Origin of the sequence: Pseudomonas palleroniana (assembly GCF_022836895.1) — a bacterium.
Lineage (GTDB): Bacteria > Pseudomonadota > Gammaproteobacteria > Pseudomonadales > Pseudomonadaceae > Aquipseudomonas > Aquipseudomonas palleroniana.
The window spans coordinates 5,081,580-5,098,193 of the sequence record NZ_CP092411.1 but is presented as its reverse complement, the minus strand read 5'-3'; the positions used below and the strand labels follow the sequence as shown (position 1 = coordinate 5,098,193).

Here is a 16,614-nt window from a genome sequence, read left to right as displayed (position 1 = left end):
GGTGCCGCGCTGAAAGGCTCGCCAGGACTGCTGGTCTGCGACGAGTCTTACGGTGAGACGGCGAGCGTCTGCGGCACCAGTTCCAACACCCGGTTCCTACCCCCTTCCGCCAGCAGATAGGTGCCCCGTCCTGTCGGCACAATCGATTGCGGCGCCTTCAAGAACGACAGAATGGTCTGCTGCTTGCCCAAAGAGTCAATCAACAACAGGCGTGCCCGGTGCGTCGAGTCTTCGTTGACCCACAACCCGCGTTCATCACACATCAGGAACGTTGGCTTGTTCAAGCCCGCCAGCACCACCGGGTCGCTGCCATCATCGGTCAGTTCGCGGACCACGCCTTTTTTCTTTTCGGTATAGAGCATGCGCCCATCCGTGCAACGCACGATGGATTCGCCTTCCTCGACCTGATCGCGCAGCACGCTCAGGGACTGGTCGCTCCAGCGGTAGCGCATCAGGCGGCCGGTGGGCTTGCGGTCTTCAATGGCGTACAGGTCGTCGCCCTCGACCCACAGGCCCTGTACGTTTTCACCGCGGAACAACTCCGTGACGGCGCCGTCCTTGAGAAAGCTGACCGGCGCGCCACCTGATTCCTGGCTGAACACCCAGCCGCCACGGGTGGCGACCATGCCGTCGGGTTTGGACAGGTTGGCCACTACGACTTCGCGTTGCCCGTCCGCGTGGATCCGCACAATGCTGCCCAGCCCGTCCTTGAGTTCCTGGCTGACCATCAGCGAGCCATCGTGCAGGGGCATCAGCGATGCCGCCTTGGCCACGTCTCGATGAATCACGCTATAGCTCCAGCCGTCGCTCGCCTGCACCGGATAGAAACTCTGCCAGGCAAAAAAGCCCAGGGTAGCGAGGCATAGCGGGCCAAGGATCCATGCGCCGCAGCGCAGCGCCTGGTGTTTTTTTATTATTCGACTCATGGAGGTACGCCGGTAGGAATGGGAAAAAATAATCGAGTCGGACACCCTACCAAAGGCTGCCATTGAACTTCACCCCGGGAAAATCGGCTGTCCCCGAAAACCGTGCTTGCAGGCGACGTCCAGCCCCGGGTACATGACGTCCCATCCGCTCCCGTACGATAATGCCCCCATCCTGACAGCCACTGGCCACCCTCTCGTGATCATCAACTTCGACCTCAACGACCTTCAAGCCTTCCGCGCTGTGGTAGACAAAGGCAGTTTTCGCGGTGCCGCCGAGGCCATCCGAATCTCGCAACCGGCTCTTAGCCGACGTATCGAAAAGCTCGAATCCGCCCTCGATGTGAAGCTGTTCGAGCGCACCACCCGACGGGTCAACCTGACCATGGTCGGCCGTGCGTTCCTGCCCCAGGTGGAGCGTATTCTCGACGACCTCGACATCGCCTTGATGGGCATCAGCAATGTGGCGTCCACGCGGATGGGCAACGTCACCATCGCCTGCGTGCCGTCCACCGCTTATTACTTCATGCCCCATGTGATCTCCGAGTTTCACAAGCTCTATCCGAAGATTCGCCTGCAGGTGCTGGATGCCAGCGCCGGTGAGGTCTGCAACGCCGTGGAGAGCGGCGAGGCGGATTTCGGTGTGAGTTTCAGCGGCAGCCTGGCCGATGAAGTGGAATTCGAACTGCTGTTGCAGGAGCGCTACGTCCTGGCCTGCCGGCATGACCACCCGCTGGCTGGGCGCCAGAGTGTGAGTTGGGCTGAAGCTTACGAATACGACTACATCACCGTGGACAAGTCCTCGGGCAACCGCTTTCTGCTGGACCAGGCCCTGCGCGGCGTGCGGGTGAAGAAACCGAGTGTCTGCGAGACCCATCACGTGACCACGATGATCGGGCTGGTGGAAGCGGGGTTGGGCGTGGCGATGGTGCCATCGATTGCGATGCCGGCGGGCGAACACCCGATCCTGGTGAGTGTGCCGCTGGTGGAACCGCAGGTGATGCGCAATGTGGGCTTGATCAAGCGCCGCGGGCGGACGTTGCCGCCGGCGGCGCTGGAGTTGGAGCGGTTGGTACGGGAGATGCCGTTTCGGTCAGCGTGACACCGAGTCCAGGCCGGTGGATTGCACCACCGGTTGCGCCTCGGGTGAAGCCAGGAACTTCAGCAGTGCCTTGGCCTGGGCCGGGTGTTTGGCGTTGACCGGAATCCCCGCCGCAAAGCGTGTCACCGACTGCACGTCTTCCGGGATCTTGCCCACAAACGTCACCCCTGGTATCGGCAACAGTTCCGCCACCTGCTGCAAGCCGACCTCGTAGTCACCCTTGGCGACCTGTTCGGCCACCGGCAGGCGCTCGATCATCGTGCCTTTGGCGGGCATGCCGAGCTTCTTGAACAGTTCCTTCTCGACATACACGCCGCTGGCGCTGTCCGAATAAGCCACGGATTTGGCCTGGGTCAGCGTGGCCTTCAATTCGGCGTCAGTGCCGATCGCCGGTTTGGCCGCGCCGGCTTTCACCACCAGGCCAATACGCGAGTCCGCCAGTTCCACGCGGGACGCAGGGTCGACCTTGCCTTGCTTGATCAAGTCATCCAGCGCATAGCCGACCATGATCACCACATCGGCGGGTTCGCCACGCGCCAGACGGTTGGGAATCGCTTCCGGCGCCTTGCCCATGGACGGACCCAGGATGGTATTCAGGGTGTCGCCACTTTGTTTGGCATATTGCGGGCCGAGCAATTTATAGGCAGCGGTAAAACCACCGGAGGTCATCACGTTGAGTTCTTCGGCCTGCGCCGTCAGTGCCAGGGCGCCGAGTGCAAGGGCCGTAAGGCTGTTGAGTAGGGTGCGCATCATACGGCCTCCTGCAGCATCTGCCCGCGGGTATTGGCGCGACGGTACAGGGCCAAGGTCGAGCACAGGGCACACAGCGCGGCAAACATCATCCAGTAGGCTGGCGAAGCCTTGTCTTCGGTGACATGGATAAACCAGGTGGAGATCGCCGGGGTGAAACCACCGAAAATGGCGGTCGCCAGGCTATAAGCCAGGGAGAAACCGGCCACACGTACTTCCACCGGCATGATTTCGGTCAGGGCCGGGATCATTGCGCCGTTGTACATGCCGTACAGGAAGGAGAACCACAGCAGGGTTTCGAGCATATGCGCGAAGCTTGGCGCATTCACCACGAACGACAGCGCCGGGTAGGCGGTGATCACGGTGAGGGCGGTCATGGCCACCAGCACCGGCTTGCGCCCGAAGCGGTCGCTCAGGGTGCCGCCGATCGGCAGCCAGACAAAGTTCGACACCGCCACCAGCAACGTCACCAGCAAGGCGTCGGAAGTGCTCAGTTGCAGCACGGTCTTGCCGAAGGTCGGCGCGTAGACCGTGATCAGGTAGAACGCCGTGGTGGTCATGGCAACCATCAGCATGCCGCCGATCACCATGGTCCAGTTCTTCGCCAGGGTCGCCAGCACTTCGCGCATGCTTGGGCGATGTTTGCGGTTGGCGAACTCTTCGGTTTCCTGCAGGTTGCGTCGCAGTACAAAAATGAACGGGATGATCACGCAACCCAGGCCGAAGGGAATGCGCCAGCCCCAATCGGCAACTACAGCCGGTTCCATCCATTGGTTCAGGCCATAACCCAAGGCGGCCGCAACCACGATGGAGATCTGTTGGCTGCCGGACTGCCAACTGGTGTAGAAGCCTTTGCGGCCCGGTGTGGCCATTTCAGACAAGTACACCGACACGCCGCCCAGTTCCGCACCGGCCGAAAAACCTTGCAGCAAGCGCCCCAGCAGCACCAGCAGCGGTGCCCACAGGCCAATGGTCTGATAACCCGGTACCAGCACGATCAGCAGCGTGCCGCTGGCCATGATCGACAGAGTCATGATCAACCCTTTGCGGCGACCGACGTCATCGATATAGGCACCCAGAACGATCGCGCCCAGTGGACGCATCAGGAAACCCGCGCCGAACACGGCGAAGGTCATCATTAATGACGCAAACTCATTGGCGGCGGGGAAGAACGCGGCAGCGATATAGGTGGCGTAGAAGCCGAACAGAAAGAAGTCGAACTGTTCGAGGAAGTTGCCCGAGGTAACGCGTAGGACTGCACCCACTTTCGAAGGGGCAGCGTCGGGCCGGGAAGGGCTAGTCATGGTTTTTGTGTCTCCAGCGTTCTTTTTAAGAGCTTGTTTCGCTTAAGACCCGGGATAGTGGCTGACACATTTAGAAATGATAAGTGAGTTATTTGGATGAATTGATGCGTAACTGTTATCAATTGGGGCATCCGCCCAAAATGCTTGCTCTGTTCTATGCTGGATGGGTGAACCATTCTTAAGGAAGGGAGGTGGCTATGAATAATGAGCAGAAGGAACGGGATGAGCCGGAGCGTGTACAACCCCAGCGTCAGCATGAGGAGGAGAAGCCCCAGACCTGGAAGCATGATGACTCTACGGAACTGTCACCGCTTGATGAGGAGATTCCGCTCAAGCGTTGAAAGGGTGTGCCCCGATCAATGGATCGGGGTACACAATTCCACCAGCGTGCCATCCGGGCAACGCACATAAGACACCACTTGCCCCCAAGGCTTGGTGCTCGGTGGCGACAGTTCTGTCGCGCCATGGACGAGCGCTTTGGCGTGGGCGGCGAACACGTCCTCGGTGACGAAACCCACTTCCATTCCTAGCGGTTTGCTGGAGGCATGGGCCTGCACGTGGCCGCCGTCGAAATTCATGCCCGCCAATTCGTGGGCGGCAAACGAGAGGGTGGTTTCGCCGGTTTCCAGCTCGCCATAGGTACCCGATTCATGCAGGAAACGGCGAGTGAAACCGAAGGCTATTTCAAAGAATGCCAGGGAGGCGGCAACGTCCGGCACATAGATGATGGTGTAGGCGAATTTCATGCTTGGCAGTCCTTGCTCACAAGTGGGTAGAGGCTATTCCAGATCAAACCAGCAGCGACGTCGGAAACCCCGCCGCCAGCACCATGTAGGCGACCACCGTCGCCAGGCACAAGCCGATAAATACGCGCAGCAGTGTCCTTACGGTGGGGTTGGCGATGAATCGGACAACCCATAGACAAAACCCGGCCACGACAATGGCCAAGGCGATTATGAACAGCACGATGGTGTTCCTGTGACCTTCAAGAGCTGATTTATAGTCGCAAAGCCGCTCGATGAACAGTGTTCACATAGACGCAGCCCGGCGGCCTTTCTAAACTGCGCGTTGTCTTGGGGAGAGGGGCAGGCGCCGATGAATCGTAATGAACTACGCAAGGCCGACATCAACCTGATGGTGGTCTTCGAGGCACTGATGCTCGAACGCAACGTGACGCGGGTGGCGGAGAAGCTGTTTCTCGGCCAGCCGACCATCAGTTCGGCCCTCAACCGTTTACGCACCTTGTTCAATGACCCGCTGTTCATTCGCGTGGGTCACCGCATGGAACCGACGGCGCGGGCCGAGGAAATCATCCAGCACCTGTCGCCGGCGTTGGATTCGCTGTCGTCGGCCCTGAGCCTGACTCACGATTTCGACCCGTCCCGCAGCACCATGACCTTCCGTATCGGCCTGTCCGACGACGTCGAGTTTGGTCTGCTACCGCCGCTGTTGCGGGCTTTGCGCCAGGAAGCGCCCTTGGTGGTGTTTGTGGTGCAGCATGTGGATTACTGGCGCATCCCTGACTTGTTGGCATCCGGTGATATCACCGTCGGCATCACCCAGACCCGCGGTCTGCCGGCCAATGCCAAGCGCAAGCTGTTGCGGCATATCCGCCCGTGCCTGCTACGCGCCGATGCCTCGGACACACCGCTGACCCTCGACGAATATTGCGCACGCCCTCATGTGCTGGTGTCGCACACCGCCAACGTGTCCGGGTTTGCCGATGAATGGCTGGCCGAGATCGGCCGCAAGCGCCAGGTGGTGCTGTCGGTGCCGCAATACAGCGCGCTGCCGGCGTTGCTCGCCGGAACCGACATGATCGCCAGCTTGCCGGACTACACCGCCCAGGCCATGGCCGCCAGCGGGCAGCTGTTCTGCGAGCCATTTCCGTTTGAAACCCCGACCCTCGACCTGTCCATGGTCTGGCTCAGCCACGTCGATACCGACCCGGCGGAACGCTGGATGCGCTCGCGGCTGGAGGCGTTCATGAGTGACCGCGACTCACTGGCGGCGCCGCCGGCAAAATCTTGAGACACCCCTTGAGGGAGAACTGAAAGCGCTCTGAATCAGTGCGCCTGCGTGTTATATGTATGACTCTTTTACTACAACCATCGGGAGCTTTTAATGCCGCACCTGCATCTGGAATACACCGCCAACCTTACGGACTTGCCTGTCGAGAAAACCCTGTTGCGGCTCAACAACGTGCTGATGGCGTCCGGGCAGTTCGCTTCCGAGTTCGATATCAAGAGCCGCGCAGTGAAGGTGGAGAATTTCCAGGTGGGCACCTCGCTCAGCCCACGCGGTTTTATCGCGGTCAAGCTGTCGCTGCTTAGCGGGCGGTCGCCGCAGATCAAGCAGCAGTTGTCGCAAAGCCTGTTGGCGGCCTTGCAGGACTTGGGCGAATGGCCGGCGGATGTGCAGGTTCAGCTCAGCGTGCAACTGGTCGACATGGATCGTGAGTCCTACAGCAAAGTCGCAATCGGCTAAGGCTTGAAGCCGACGCCGTCACCAGGTCGAGGCGGCCTTCTGTTTCGGGTCGAAGGCCTGGCCGCCGGCGTGGCACAGGTTGATGCTCTCCAGGATCTTCTGCACATGGCCATACATGGTGGTGGCCTTGTAGGTCGGGCGCATGCCGGCCCGCGTGTTGATAAACAGCTCGTCTTCAAAGCTGGTGCGCAGCTTCTTCAGGCTGTAGCTCACGGTGGACTGACTGACGAACAGCGTTTCGGAGACCTCGGTAACGCTGCTCTGGTCATAGACGGCGATAAACACCATCAAGTCCTGCATATCGAGCTTTCTGAGCAAGTTACTGTTTAGCATCGGTTTCGTCCGTAAACCCGTTGTACCGAACTCAGTACAAGACTGCACAAAAGCTTAACGGAACGGCCGTACCAATAGAAAGCTCTGTAGGTCGTTTCTATGTTTGGTGTGGGACAAATAATGTTGGTAACACGACGTCAGTCCCCATCCGCACGCCGTCGATAGACACACCGTTCAATACCCTGTGGCAGCGGCAACCTCCTGCATCCACAGTGCCTGGTCGACTTCAATCAGCGTCGGCCCCTGGCGATCCGTGGCGGCGCGCAAGGCCGCCCGCAACGGTTCGATGCCCCGCACACTTTCGGCCGCGCAGCCCAAGGCTTTGGCCACACCGATAAAGTCCGGCGTATAGATATCTACACCCACGGGCTCAATGGCGCGGTTGACCATGTATTTCTTGATCTCTTCGTAACCCTGGTTATTCCACAGCAGCACGATGACCGGCGTGCGGGCTTCCACGGCACTGGCCAGCTCCGGCAGGCTGAACTGCAACCCGCCGTCGCCGATCAGGCACACCACCGGCTGCCCGTCGCCACGTCCCAACCAGGCGCCGATGGCGGCCGGCAAGGCATAGCCCAAGGTGCCGTAGCCAGTGGAAGAGTTGAACCAGCGACGTGGGTGGTCGAGGTTCAGGGTCAGGTTGCCGCTGTACACCGGCTGGGTGGAATCACCTACCAGCACTGCACCCGGCAGTTCATCCAGAACCGTGTCGAGCAACAACGTCTGTGCACGAGTGGCGGCATCCCAGGCCGGCGTCAGTTCCGCCCACAGGCGGGCGACTCGTTGGCCGCCCCAGGTCGAATCGCGGGTCGGCAATACCTGTTTGTGCAAGTCGTCGAGCAAGGCTGCGGCGGCGATTTGCGCGTCGGCCACCAGCGCCACCTGGGGCGGGTAGTTGCGCACGGTCTGGTCGGCGTCGATGTCGATACGCAGCAGCGCCCCTGGGATCTCGAAGCCACCGGCGAAGGTCACGTCATAGTCGGTTTCCGCCAGCTCCGTGCCGATCGCCAGCACCACATCGGCCTCGGCCACCAGCGCGCGTGTGGCGGGCAGGGTCTGGGTCGAGCCGATCAGCAGCGGATGGGAGGAGGGCAGCATGCCCTTGGCATTGATGGTCAGGGCTACCGGTGCGCCGAGGATTTCGGCCAGGCGCGTCAACTCAGGCGCGGCCTCGATGGCACCGCCGCCCGCCAGGATCAGCGGGCGTTTTGCTGCGCCAAGCAACTGGCCCATCTGCTTGACCGACGCGGGTGCCGCGCCGGCTCGCGCCACGCTGACGGGCGTACAGTCGAGCAATGCATCGGCGTTTTCCACCAGTACGTCCAGCGGAATTTCGATATGCACGGGGCGCGGTCGACCGGCCTGGAACACGGCAAAGGCCCGCGCCAGGACGCCCGGCAATTCTGCGGTCGACATCAAGGTATGGGAGAACGCCGCCACGCCCGCAATCATCGCGCTCTGGTTGGGCAGTTCGTGCAACTTGCCGCGCCCGCCGCCCAATTGGCTGCGCGATTGCACGCTGGAAATCACCAGCATCGGGATCGAGTCCGCGTAGGCTTGGCCCATGGCGGTGGTGATATTGGTCATGCCGGGGCCGGTGATAATGAAGCACACGCCTGGCTTGCCGCGGGTACGCGCGTAACCATCGGCCATAAACCCGGCACCCTGTTCATGGCGCGGGGTGACGTGACGGATGCCGGAGCGTGCCAGGCCGCGGTATAGCTCCACGGTGTGCACGCCGGGAATGCCGAACACCTGGTCCACGCCGTAGCGTTCCAGGAGATTGACCAGTACTTCGCCGCAGGTCGCCATACATGTCGCTCTTGTGAGGGTTTCTAGGCGGTATTGGAGCGGCTGGGCGGTAGCGGCAACAATCGATAAAAAGTCATACTAGCCATGTCCTCACGTCATGGCTCAATTGCGATGAAACGTCTTCCTCCGCTGCCCGCCCTGCACACGTTCTGGGTCACCGCCCAGTGTTGCAACTTCACCCGCGCCGCCGAGCAATTGCATATCACCCAGGGCGCGGTGAGCCGGCAGATTGCCGGGTTGGAAAGCCACCTCGGCTACGCCTTGTTCCAGCGCCAGGCCCGGGGCTTGAGCTTGACCGAAGAGGGCCGTGAATGGTCGCTGCGCGTACAGCAAGTATTTGGCTTGATCGTGGATGCGCTGGAGCAGATCGGCGATCGTCGCGAAACCCTGCAACTCAAGGCGCCCACCTGTGTCATGCGTTGGTTGCTGCCACGCCTGATGCAATGGCAACGTGAACGTCCGGATGTGCCGGTGGAGCTCACCACCACCGTGGCCTACACCGTGGATTTTCGCCGCGAGTCATTCGACGCGGCGGTGATCTACGCGCCCATCGCCGAGCCACCTGCCGAAGCGCGACATTTGTTTGATGAGCAACTCACGCCGGTCTGCGCCCCCGCCTTGCTCGGTGGTTTGCGGGCACCGGCCGACTTGCAGCAACAGGTGCTGCTGCACCCTACCCGGGATGGGCGGGATTGGGCGTTGTGGTTGAAAGCAGCGAATACGCGGCTGAGCAACCTGGCCCAGGGGCATCATTTCGAGACCTTGGATCTGGCCATGACGGTGGCGTCACAAGGTTCAGGCGTGGCGATCGGTGATAGCGCGTTGATTGGCGAGGATGTCACGGCCGGCAGGCTGGCGATGCCGTTTGAACTGCGGGTGCCGACGGGGATGGGGTATTACCTGGTGCGCCCACCGGGCGCCGAGCTGTCGGCAGGCCTTGAAGCACTAATGGAATGGCTGGCGAATCAAGCAAAACCCACCCCGACCTGACTTGTAGTGAGCGGGCTTGCCCCGCGCTGGGGGGCAAGCCCTAATGCCAGTCAGTTAAGGCTTAACGCGGTCACTGTGGGAGGGGGCTTGCTCCCGATGGACTGCGTAGCAGGCCCATTTTTGAGGCCGCTGCGCGGCCTATCGGGAGCAAGCCCCCTCCCACAATTTATTCATCGACCGCTTTCATCGCTTAACTGACTGGCATTAGGGCAAGCCCGCTCACTACAGGCATACTACCGGTTGCCTGTAGTGGATCAGTAGCCGACGGTGAAGCGCTGGCGGGAGTGCTTCGGTGATTCAACTTCGTCGATCAACGCGATCGCAAAGTCAGCGAAGCTGATCCAACTGCGGCCTTCGCTGCTCACCAGCAAATCATCCTGGCCCAAACGGAATTTCCCGGTGCGCTCGGTTTCCACGAACTCCGCCGATGGCGACAGGAATGTCCAGTCCAGTTCCTTCTCCTGACGCAGCGTATCGAGAAACTCCGCGCCCGCACTGGCTTCCGCCTTGTATTCGGCAGGGAAGCCCGGGCTGTCGATCACGCGGCCGCCACCTGGCAGCAGCAACGAACCGGCACCGCCCACCACCAGCAGGCGTTTCACCCCGGCCTTTTTCACCGGGCCGATCACCGCACTGGCGGGCAGGGTGGAAAAGTGTGCGGCACTGATCACCACATCATGGCTGCTCACGGCCTGTTGCAGGGCGTCGGCATCCAGGGCGTCGACTTGCTTGGCGGTCACGCCTGGGCGTGCCGTCAGTTTGTCGGTATTACGGGCGATGGCGGTGACGGTATGCCCACGGCGCAGCGCTTCTTCCAGCAGTTGGCTACCGGCACGGCCGGTGGCACCAATGATTGCAATCTTGCTCATGACATTCTCCAGTACGGTCAGGGTTTAAAACCAATCACCACTTCATTTCGCCCTTGGCGACTTTGGCGCTCAGTTCCAGCGAACTTTCATCGGCGAGGGTCGGGTAACGCTTCTTCATGGCTGCGATCAGGGCAGCGGAGTCCTTGGCCTTGGCGGTCTCGATATCGAAGGCTTTGATGTAGTCGGCGGTAAACGCCACGGATTTGAGCGATGGGCTGCCCAGGTAGTGGCCTGGAATCACCGTGCGCGGTTTCAGTTGTTCGATACGTTGCAGCGTTGCCAGCCAATCTTTGTGGGACTGCGCGCTCTGGGTGTCGGCCATCCACAGGTGGATGTTTTCGGCCACGACCACACCGCCGACGACGGCCTTGATCGACGGGATCCACACAAAGCTGCGATCCGGTTGCGGGCCGTCCAGGCCGACGATCTCCAGTTGCTCGCCTTCAAGGGTCAGGCTGTGGCCTTCAAGCACTTGCGGCACGAGGGTTTTGGCCGGTTTGTCGGCGCCCATTTTCGGGCCCCAGAAGTCCAGTTTGCCGGCGACGGTGGCCTTGATGTGGTCAACCACCGGTTGCGGTGCCAGTACCTTGGCGTCCGGGAACGCTGCGGTCAGGGTATCGAGGCCGAAGTAGTAGTCCGGGTCGCCGTGGCTGATGTAGATGGTGGTCAGGTGTTTGCCGCTGGCGCGGATTTTCTGCACCAGTTGCTCGGCCTGGCCTTTGCCGAATTGCGCATCCACCAGGATCGCGTCGTTGGCGCCGCTGACCAGCACCGAGCTGACCGGGAAGATCGCGGCTTCGCCTGGGTTGTACACGTCGAGTTTCAGCTCTGCCGCTGCCGCGTGGGCTGCGAAGGCCAGGGCGGCGGTGGCCAGGGTCAGGCGTTTGAAGGTCGAGAACATCGGGCAGCTCCTGCCATCGGTAAGGGGTGTACAGAGCTTAGTTGCACCAAACGCAACAAAAAATGCGATGCTTGGACATAGTTTGTTTCTAAAAACGGGCAAATCATGGATCGTCTTCAAGCAATGCGCGTGTTTGTGACAGTGGTCGACTTGGGCAGCCAATCGGCTGCCGCCGACCATCTGGACCTGTCGCGTCCGGTGGTCTCGCGCTATTTGGCCGAGCTGGAAGACTGGATCGGTGCGCGCCTGCTGCACCGCACTACGCGCAAGCTGAGCCTGACCGCCGCCGGCAGTGAAACCCTGCCGCGTTGCCGGCAGTTGCTGGAGTTGTGCTGCGACATGCAAGCCGCCGTCAGCGAGCCCGATGAGGCGCCCCGTGGCCTGTTGCGTCTGAGTGCCAGCACTTCGTTCGGCCAGGCCCAATTGGCGGACGCCATCGCCGAGTACGTCAAGCGTTACCCCTTGGTCACGGTGGATATGCAAATGCTCGACCGTACCGTGAACCTGGTGGATGAACGCATCGACGTGGCCATCCGTATCAGCGACGCCCTGGACCCGAACCTGATTGCCCGGCGCCTGACAGTCTGTCGTTCGGTGGTGTGTGCTTCGCCGGCATACTTGCGCGAGCATGCCGCCCCGCAGGAGGTCGAAGACCTGGCCCGGCACAACTGCTTGACCCACTCTTATTTCGGCAAGAGCCTGTGGCATTTCCAGGAGCGGGGGGAGCCGGTGTCGGTGCCGGTGCAGGGCAACATCACTGCCAACGAATCCAGCACCCTGTTGCGTGCGACGCTGGCGGGGGCAGGCGTGTCGCAACTGCCCAGCTACCAGGCCGGTGATTACATCCGCAGTGGCGAGTTGGTGCGCCTGCTGCCCCAGGCAGAGCCCCGGCATTTGAGCATTTATGCGGTGTATGCCTCACGCAAGCACATGCCCTCGGCCTTGCGCAGCCTGCTGGATTTCCTGGTGCAGCGCTTTCCCGAAGAGCCTGGGTGGGATGCCGGTCTGTAAGCCGACATACACCCAGTGAATGACGCCCGATAATGGCAAGTTGCTCCGGCTGACCTATGCTTAAAACAGCACTGTGTAGATCCGTTCAGAGGTCTGTGCCATGAGCATCAAAACCAGAAAGTACCTGATGATTTTCACCCTCAGCGCATTTGCCACTGCGCTGTACGGGACTGCCGCCTACCGCGTTGAACAGACACGCATGCAGCCGGCGGCATTCGCGATCGGTTGTCATCAGGACCAATGCGTTCCCCGCACCGGCAGTTTCAGCGCGCTCAGGTAGGCTGCCCGGCCTTCAATTGCTCGCGAAACGCCTTGGGTGAGAACCCGACCCGTCGGCGAAACAGCCGAGAGAAATTCGTCGGGTCGGAAAACCCCAACACCTCCGACATTTCATTGATGGTCATGCTGGTGTAGGTCAGCAGGCGCTTGGCTTCCAGCAACTGGCGGTCGTGCATGATCTGCAAGGCCGGTTGGCCGCCCAGCTCCCGACATGTCCCGTTCAGATGCGAGACCGAGATGCCCAGCTTGTGAGCCAGGTCTTCGATCTTGGGATGCTCGCGGTAGTGCTGTTCGATCAACTGGGTGAAACGGCGGAAATACTCGCGGCCACGGGGCGGCCGTGGGTGGCGACGCTGAATGGCCTGGCGGCTGATCCACACCAGCAGCACGCTGACCAGGGCATGCATCATCATGTCCCGTGCCGGCTGCTCGTCGGCGTACTCGTCCTGCAAACGTGCGAACTGGCTGTTGAGGTAGTCGCTGTCCTTGCCGGCCGGATAATTGCCCAAGGTCTGCAGGCCGCCGGCCGTACTGCCCAACTGCGTCTGCAAGTGGCTGACCAGCGGTGCCGACAGTGTCACCACGTAGCCTTCCACATCTTCTGAAAACCGGAACCCGTGTACGCATAACGGCGGCAGCACCTGCAGCGTGGCTTCGTCGAGCGTGGTGTGCTGGCCTTCGATTTCCAGGTGCGCCTGGCCCTTGTGTACATAGAGCAACTGGCACAGATCCGCGTGCCGGTGGGGCTGGATTTCCCACTGGTATTCCCGACTCCTTCGGGAAATGGTTTCGCAGTGCAACAAATCGGGCGTAGGCCATTGCTGGCTTTCCCCATAAAGCTTGAAGACCGGAATCGCGGTTTTGGTCATGGTTTTAATCCGATACTCAGGACAGTGGTGCGGTAATCGCCCAAATTGGCAAAAAGCGCAGGTTTTGTAGCAGTTCTCACCTTCTTATGCTGCCCGCTCAAGTGAAAAATGTCAGCCACAAGACCAATGACAACTCTTTCACTTGATCAGTTCGGGTGAAGCCAGCAGGTGATAAGAATAATGAAAACGCTGAAGACTCAAGTCGCCATTATCGGCGCCGGTCCTTCCGGATTGCTGCTCGGCCAGCTGTTGCACAACGCCGGAATCCAAACCCTCATCCTAGAGCGCCAGAGCGCCGACTACGTGCAAGGCCGCATCCGCGCCGGGGTGCTGGAGCAGGGCATGGTCGACCTGCTGCGCGAAGCAGGCGTCAGCCGACGTATGGACGCCGAAGGGCTGGTGCATGATGGTTTCGAGCTGGCACTCGATGGCGAGTTGACCCACATCGACCTCAAGACCTTGACCGGCGGCCAATCGGTCATGATCTACGGCCAGACCGAGGTCACCCGCGACCTCATGGCTGCCCGCGCCGCTGCTGGCGCCGTGACGTTGTACGAAGCGTCCAATGTGCAGCCCCATGATCTGAAAACTGAGCGTCCCTGGGTGACCTTCGAGCACCAAGGCGAAACCTTTCGCCTGGAGTGCGACTACGTTGCCGGTTGCGACGGCTTCCACGGCGTGGCCCGGCAGTCGATCCCGGCCGAGTCGCTGAGCGTTTTCGAACGGGTCTACCCCTTCGGCTGGCTGGGCATCCTGGCCGACACGCCGCCGATTCATGCTGAACTGGTGTACGCCAAACACGCGCGCGGCTTCGCCCTGTGCAGCATGCGCTCAGCGACCCGCAGTCGCTATTACCTGCAAGTGCCGGTGGACGAGTCGCTGGAAGCCTGGCCGGACGAGCGCTTCTGGGACGAACTGAAAAACCGCCTGCCCGGCCCGCTTGCGCAACGGTTGGTCACCGGCCCGTCGATCGAGAAAAGCATCGCGCCCCTGCGCAGCTTCGTGGTGGAACCGATGCAGTACGGGCGCCTGTTCCTGCTCGGGGATGCCGCGCACATCGTGCCCCCCACCGGCGCCAAGGGCTTGAACCTGGCGGCCAGCGATGTGAGCACGCTGTATCGGATCTTGCTCAAGGTGTATCGCGAAGGGCGGGTGGACCTGCTGGAGAAGTATTCCGCGATCTGCTTGCGTCGCGTCTGGAAGGCCGAACGGTTTTCCTGGTGGATGACCTCAATGCTGCATCAGTTTCCGGAAGCGGACGGCTTCAGCCAGCGGATTGCACAGAGTGAGCTGGAATACTTCATCCACTCGCAGGCGGGGCGTCAAACCATCGCGGAAAATTACGTCGGACTTCCTTACGAAGCTATCGAGTAGCCTGCTATCGTATCGAGCATTCCCGCAGGCCTTTCCTGCCTCGCGGGCTCTGCTCGAAGGTTGCGCCGTGACTTACCTGAATCAGCCCGCCCCATCCGTCCCCGCCGTACGCAGTGTGCTTGTCGCCTTGATGATGGCGATCTTCCTTGGCGCACTGGACCAAACCATCGTCGCCGTATCGATGCCGGCCATCTCCGCGCAATTCCATGACGTCAACCTGCTGGCCTGGGTGATCTCCGGCTATATGGTCGCGATGACGGTGGCGGTGCCGATCTACGGCAAGCTCGGCGACCTGTACGGGCGGCGACCGATGATGCTGATCGGCATGGGCGTGTTCACCTTGGCCTCGCTGTTCTGCGGCATGGCGCAAAGCATGGAGCAACTGGTGCTGGCGCGGATTCTCCAGGGTATCGGCGCCGGTGGCATGATTTCCGTAAGCCAGGCGATTATCGGCGACATTATCCCGCCTCGTGAGCGCGGGCGTTACCAGGGCTATTTCAGCAGTATGTACGCGGTGGCCAGCGTGGCCGGGCCGGTGTTGGGCGGTTATATGACCGAGTATCTGTCCTGGCGCTGGGTGTTCCTGATCAACCTGCCCCTGGGTGCCGGTGCCTGGTATGTGGCCCATCGCACGCTGGTAGGGCTGCCGGTGCCGCAGCGCAAACCGATCATCGACTACCTCGGCACCGTGCTGATGATCATCGGCCTGACTGCCCTGCTGCTGGGCATCACCGAAATCGGCCAGGGCCATCATTGGCGTGATGAGCAGGTATTGGGGTTGTTGGCCTGTGCGTTGCTGGCGCTGAGCGCGTTTGTGTGGCACGAACGCCGGGCGCGCGAGCCGTTATTGCCTATGCACCTGTTCGCCAACCGCAGCGCGGTGTTGTGCTGGTGCACGATTTTCTTCACCAGCTTCCAGGCGATTTCCCTGACGGTGTTGATGCCCTTGCGTTATCAGACGGTGACCGGCTCGGGTGCCGACAGCGCCGCCTTGCACCTGCTGCCGTTGGCCATGGGCTTACCGATGGGCGCCTACTTTGCTGGGCGCATGACCTCGGTGACCGGCCGTTATAAACCGATGATTCTCACCGGCGCGCTGTTGAGTCCGTTCGCCATTCTGGGCATGGCCTACAGTGCCCCGCAGGCGGTCGGGCTGACGGCGATTTTCATGCTGCTGTGCGGCATCGCTGCCGGCATGCAGTTCCCGACGTCCCTGGTCGGCACACAAAACTCCGTTGAGCAGCGTGACATTGGCGTCGCTACCAGCACTACCAACCTGTTCCGCTCATTGGGCGGGGCGGTGGGGGTGGCGTGTATGTCGGCGCTGCTGCTGGCGCTGTTGCAGGATTCCAGCTTTGCCCACCTGGCCAGCGGTGCGTTGGTTACCGAGGGCAGTTCCGGCAACGTGCTGCTCGACGGCCTGAACGCCGCGCCAGGCCCGGCGCAGGATGCCCTGCGCGGAGAGCTGGCGGTGACGTTCCGACATCTGCTGATGGTGAGTGCGGCGGTGTCGCTGCTGGGGTTGGCAGCGGCGATTGCAATGCCCAATCGCCTGCTGCGCGGGCGCGAAGACAAAGCTAAATAACCGACAGGGCGAAAAACAACTGTGG

Annotated in this window: 18 protein-coding genes and 1 pseudogene; 9 read left to right on the top strand and 10 right to left on the bottom strand. The window is 61.3% G+C overall.

The genetic code is table 11. The features are described from left to right. Window positions 1-47 precede the first annotated feature (47 nt). Window positions 48-926 (bottom strand): SMP-30/gluconolactonase/LRE family protein, encoded by an 879-nt coding sequence (locus MJP36_RS22825; protein WP_244384051.1) that lies wholly within the window; start codon window positions 924-926, stop codon window positions 48-50. 196 nt (window positions 927-1,122) lie between these two features. On the opposite strand from MJP36_RS22825, the gene MJP36_RS22820 reads away from it, so the two are divergent. Beyond that, the gene (locus MJP36_RS22820; protein WP_060753829.1) at window positions 1,123-2,025 is read left to right on the top strand and encodes a LysR family transcriptional regulator; all 903 of its coding nucleotides are present in this window, start codon (window positions 1,123-1,125) and stop codon (window positions 2,023-2,025) included. Here MJP36_RS22820 and MJP36_RS22815 read toward each other — a convergent pair. Both MJP36_RS22815 and tcuC read right to left on the bottom strand, forming a co-directional pair. Beyond that, a complete protein-coding gene (locus MJP36_RS22815) occupies window positions 2,017-2,775 on the bottom strand; it encodes a substrate-binding domain-containing protein (RefSeq protein WP_060753696.1) in 759 nt (252 codons plus the stop codon). The genes MJP36_RS22820 and MJP36_RS22815 overlap by 9 nt on opposite strands. Then, complete coding sequence (gene tcuC, locus MJP36_RS22810) at window positions 2,775-4,079, bottom strand: MFS transporter (RefSeq protein WP_060753695.1); 1,305 nt, start codon at window positions 4,077-4,079, stop codon at window positions 2,775-2,777. Before tcuC ends, MJP36_RS22815 begins: the two co-directional genes overlap by 1 nt. 191 nt (window positions 4,080-4,270) lie before the next feature. Between tcuC and MJP36_RS22805 the strand changes: the two genes are divergently transcribed. Further along, window positions 4,271-4,420: a hypothetical protein gene (locus tag MJP36_RS22805; protein WP_178126898.1), complete on the top strand. Its 150-nt coding sequence runs from the start codon at window positions 4,271-4,273 to the stop codon at window positions 4,418-4,420. A gap of 15 nt (window positions 4,421-4,435) precedes the next feature. On the opposite strand, the gene MJP36_RS22800 is transcribed toward MJP36_RS22805, so the two are convergent. Continuing rightward, complete coding sequence (locus tag MJP36_RS22800; RefSeq protein ID WP_244384050.1) at window positions 4,436-4,825, bottom strand: VOC family protein; 390 nt, start codon at window positions 4,823-4,825, stop codon at window positions 4,436-4,438. 43 nt (window positions 4,826-4,868) lie between these two features. After that, window positions 4,869-5,045, bottom strand: a complete 177-nt coding sequence (locus tag MJP36_RS22795; protein WP_162843513.1) for a hypothetical protein — start codon at window positions 5,043-5,045, stop codon at window positions 4,869-4,871. Between the two features lie 129 nt (window positions 5,046-5,174). Between MJP36_RS22795 and MJP36_RS22790 the strand changes: the two genes are divergently transcribed. Then, entirely contained in the window at window positions 5,175-6,110 is a 936-nt protein-coding gene (locus MJP36_RS22790) for a LysR substrate-binding domain-containing protein (RefSeq protein ID WP_060753693.1), read from the top strand. Window positions 6,111-6,203: 93 nt separating this feature from the next. Further along, window positions 6,204-6,566: a 5-carboxymethyl-2-hydroxymuconate Delta-isomerase gene (locus MJP36_RS22785; protein WP_060753692.1), complete on the top strand. Its 363-nt coding sequence runs from the start codon at window positions 6,204-6,206 to the stop codon at window positions 6,564-6,566. Between the two features lie 27 nt (window positions 6,567-6,593). Here MJP36_RS22785 and MJP36_RS22780 read toward each other — a convergent pair. Both MJP36_RS22780 and MJP36_RS22775 read right to left on the bottom strand, forming a co-directional pair. Next, a pseudogene (locus tag MJP36_RS22780) lies at window positions 6,594-6,899 on the bottom strand (LysR family transcriptional regulator); the annotation flags it as partial. 174 nt (window positions 6,900-7,073) lie between these two features. Further along, window positions 7,074-8,711, bottom strand: a complete 1,638-nt coding sequence (locus MJP36_RS22775) for a 5-guanidino-2-oxopentanoate decarboxylase (protein WP_244384049.1) — start codon at window positions 8,709-8,711, stop codon at window positions 7,074-7,076. A gap of 111 nt (window positions 8,712-8,822) precedes the next feature. Here MJP36_RS22775 and MJP36_RS22770 point away from each other — a divergent pair, with 111 nt between their 5' ends. Then, window positions 8,823-9,701, top strand: a complete 879-nt coding sequence (locus tag MJP36_RS22770) for a LysR substrate-binding domain-containing protein (protein WP_244384048.1) — start codon at window positions 8,823-8,825, stop codon at window positions 9,699-9,701. A gap of 254 nt (window positions 9,702-9,955) precedes the next feature. Here MJP36_RS22770 and MJP36_RS22765 read toward each other — a convergent pair whose 3' ends face one another. Further along, window positions 9,956-10,570 (bottom strand): NAD(P)-dependent oxidoreductase, encoded by a 615-nt coding sequence (locus tag MJP36_RS22765; protein WP_244384047.1) that lies wholly within the window; start codon window positions 10,568-10,570, stop codon window positions 9,956-9,958. 34 nt (window positions 10,571-10,604) lie between these two features. Next, complete coding sequence (locus MJP36_RS22760; protein WP_060753687.1) at window positions 10,605-11,471, bottom strand: MBL fold metallo-hydrolase; 867 nt, start codon at window positions 11,469-11,471, stop codon at window positions 10,605-10,607. A gap of 105 nt (window positions 11,472-11,576) precedes the next feature. Here MJP36_RS22760 and MJP36_RS22755 point away from each other — a divergent pair, with 105 nt between their 5' ends. After that, window positions 11,577-12,482 carry a LysR family transcriptional regulator gene (locus tag MJP36_RS22755; protein ID WP_244384046.1) on the top strand — a complete coding sequence of 302 codons (906 nt, stop codon included), beginning with the start codon at window positions 11,577-11,579 and terminating at the stop codon, window positions 12,480-12,482. Window positions 12,483-12,582: 100 nt separating this feature from the next. Beyond that, entirely contained in the window at window positions 12,583-12,762 is a 180-nt protein-coding gene (locus MJP36_RS22750; protein ID WP_060753685.1) for a hypothetical protein, read from the top strand. Here the strand turns inward: MJP36_RS22750 and MJP36_RS22745 are convergent. Continuing rightward, a complete protein-coding gene (locus MJP36_RS22745; RefSeq protein WP_060753684.1) occupies window positions 12,755-13,630 on the bottom strand; it encodes a helix-turn-helix domain-containing protein in 876 nt (291 codons plus the stop codon). The two genes, MJP36_RS22750 and MJP36_RS22745, sit on opposite strands and share 8 nt — an antisense overlap. 189 nt (window positions 13,631-13,819) lie before the next feature. Between MJP36_RS22745 and pobA the strand changes: the two genes are divergently transcribed. Next, window positions 13,820-15,004, top strand: a complete 1,185-nt coding sequence (gene pobA / locus MJP36_RS22740) for a 4-hydroxybenzoate 3-monooxygenase (protein ID WP_244385659.1) — start codon at window positions 13,820-13,822, stop codon at window positions 15,002-15,004. A 67-nt stretch (window positions 15,005-15,071) separates the two neighbouring features. Next, window positions 15,072-16,589, top strand: a complete 1,518-nt coding sequence (locus MJP36_RS22735; protein ID WP_244384045.1) for an MDR family MFS transporter — start codon at window positions 15,072-15,074, stop codon at window positions 16,587-16,589. Window positions 16,590-16,614 lie beyond the last annotated feature (25 nt).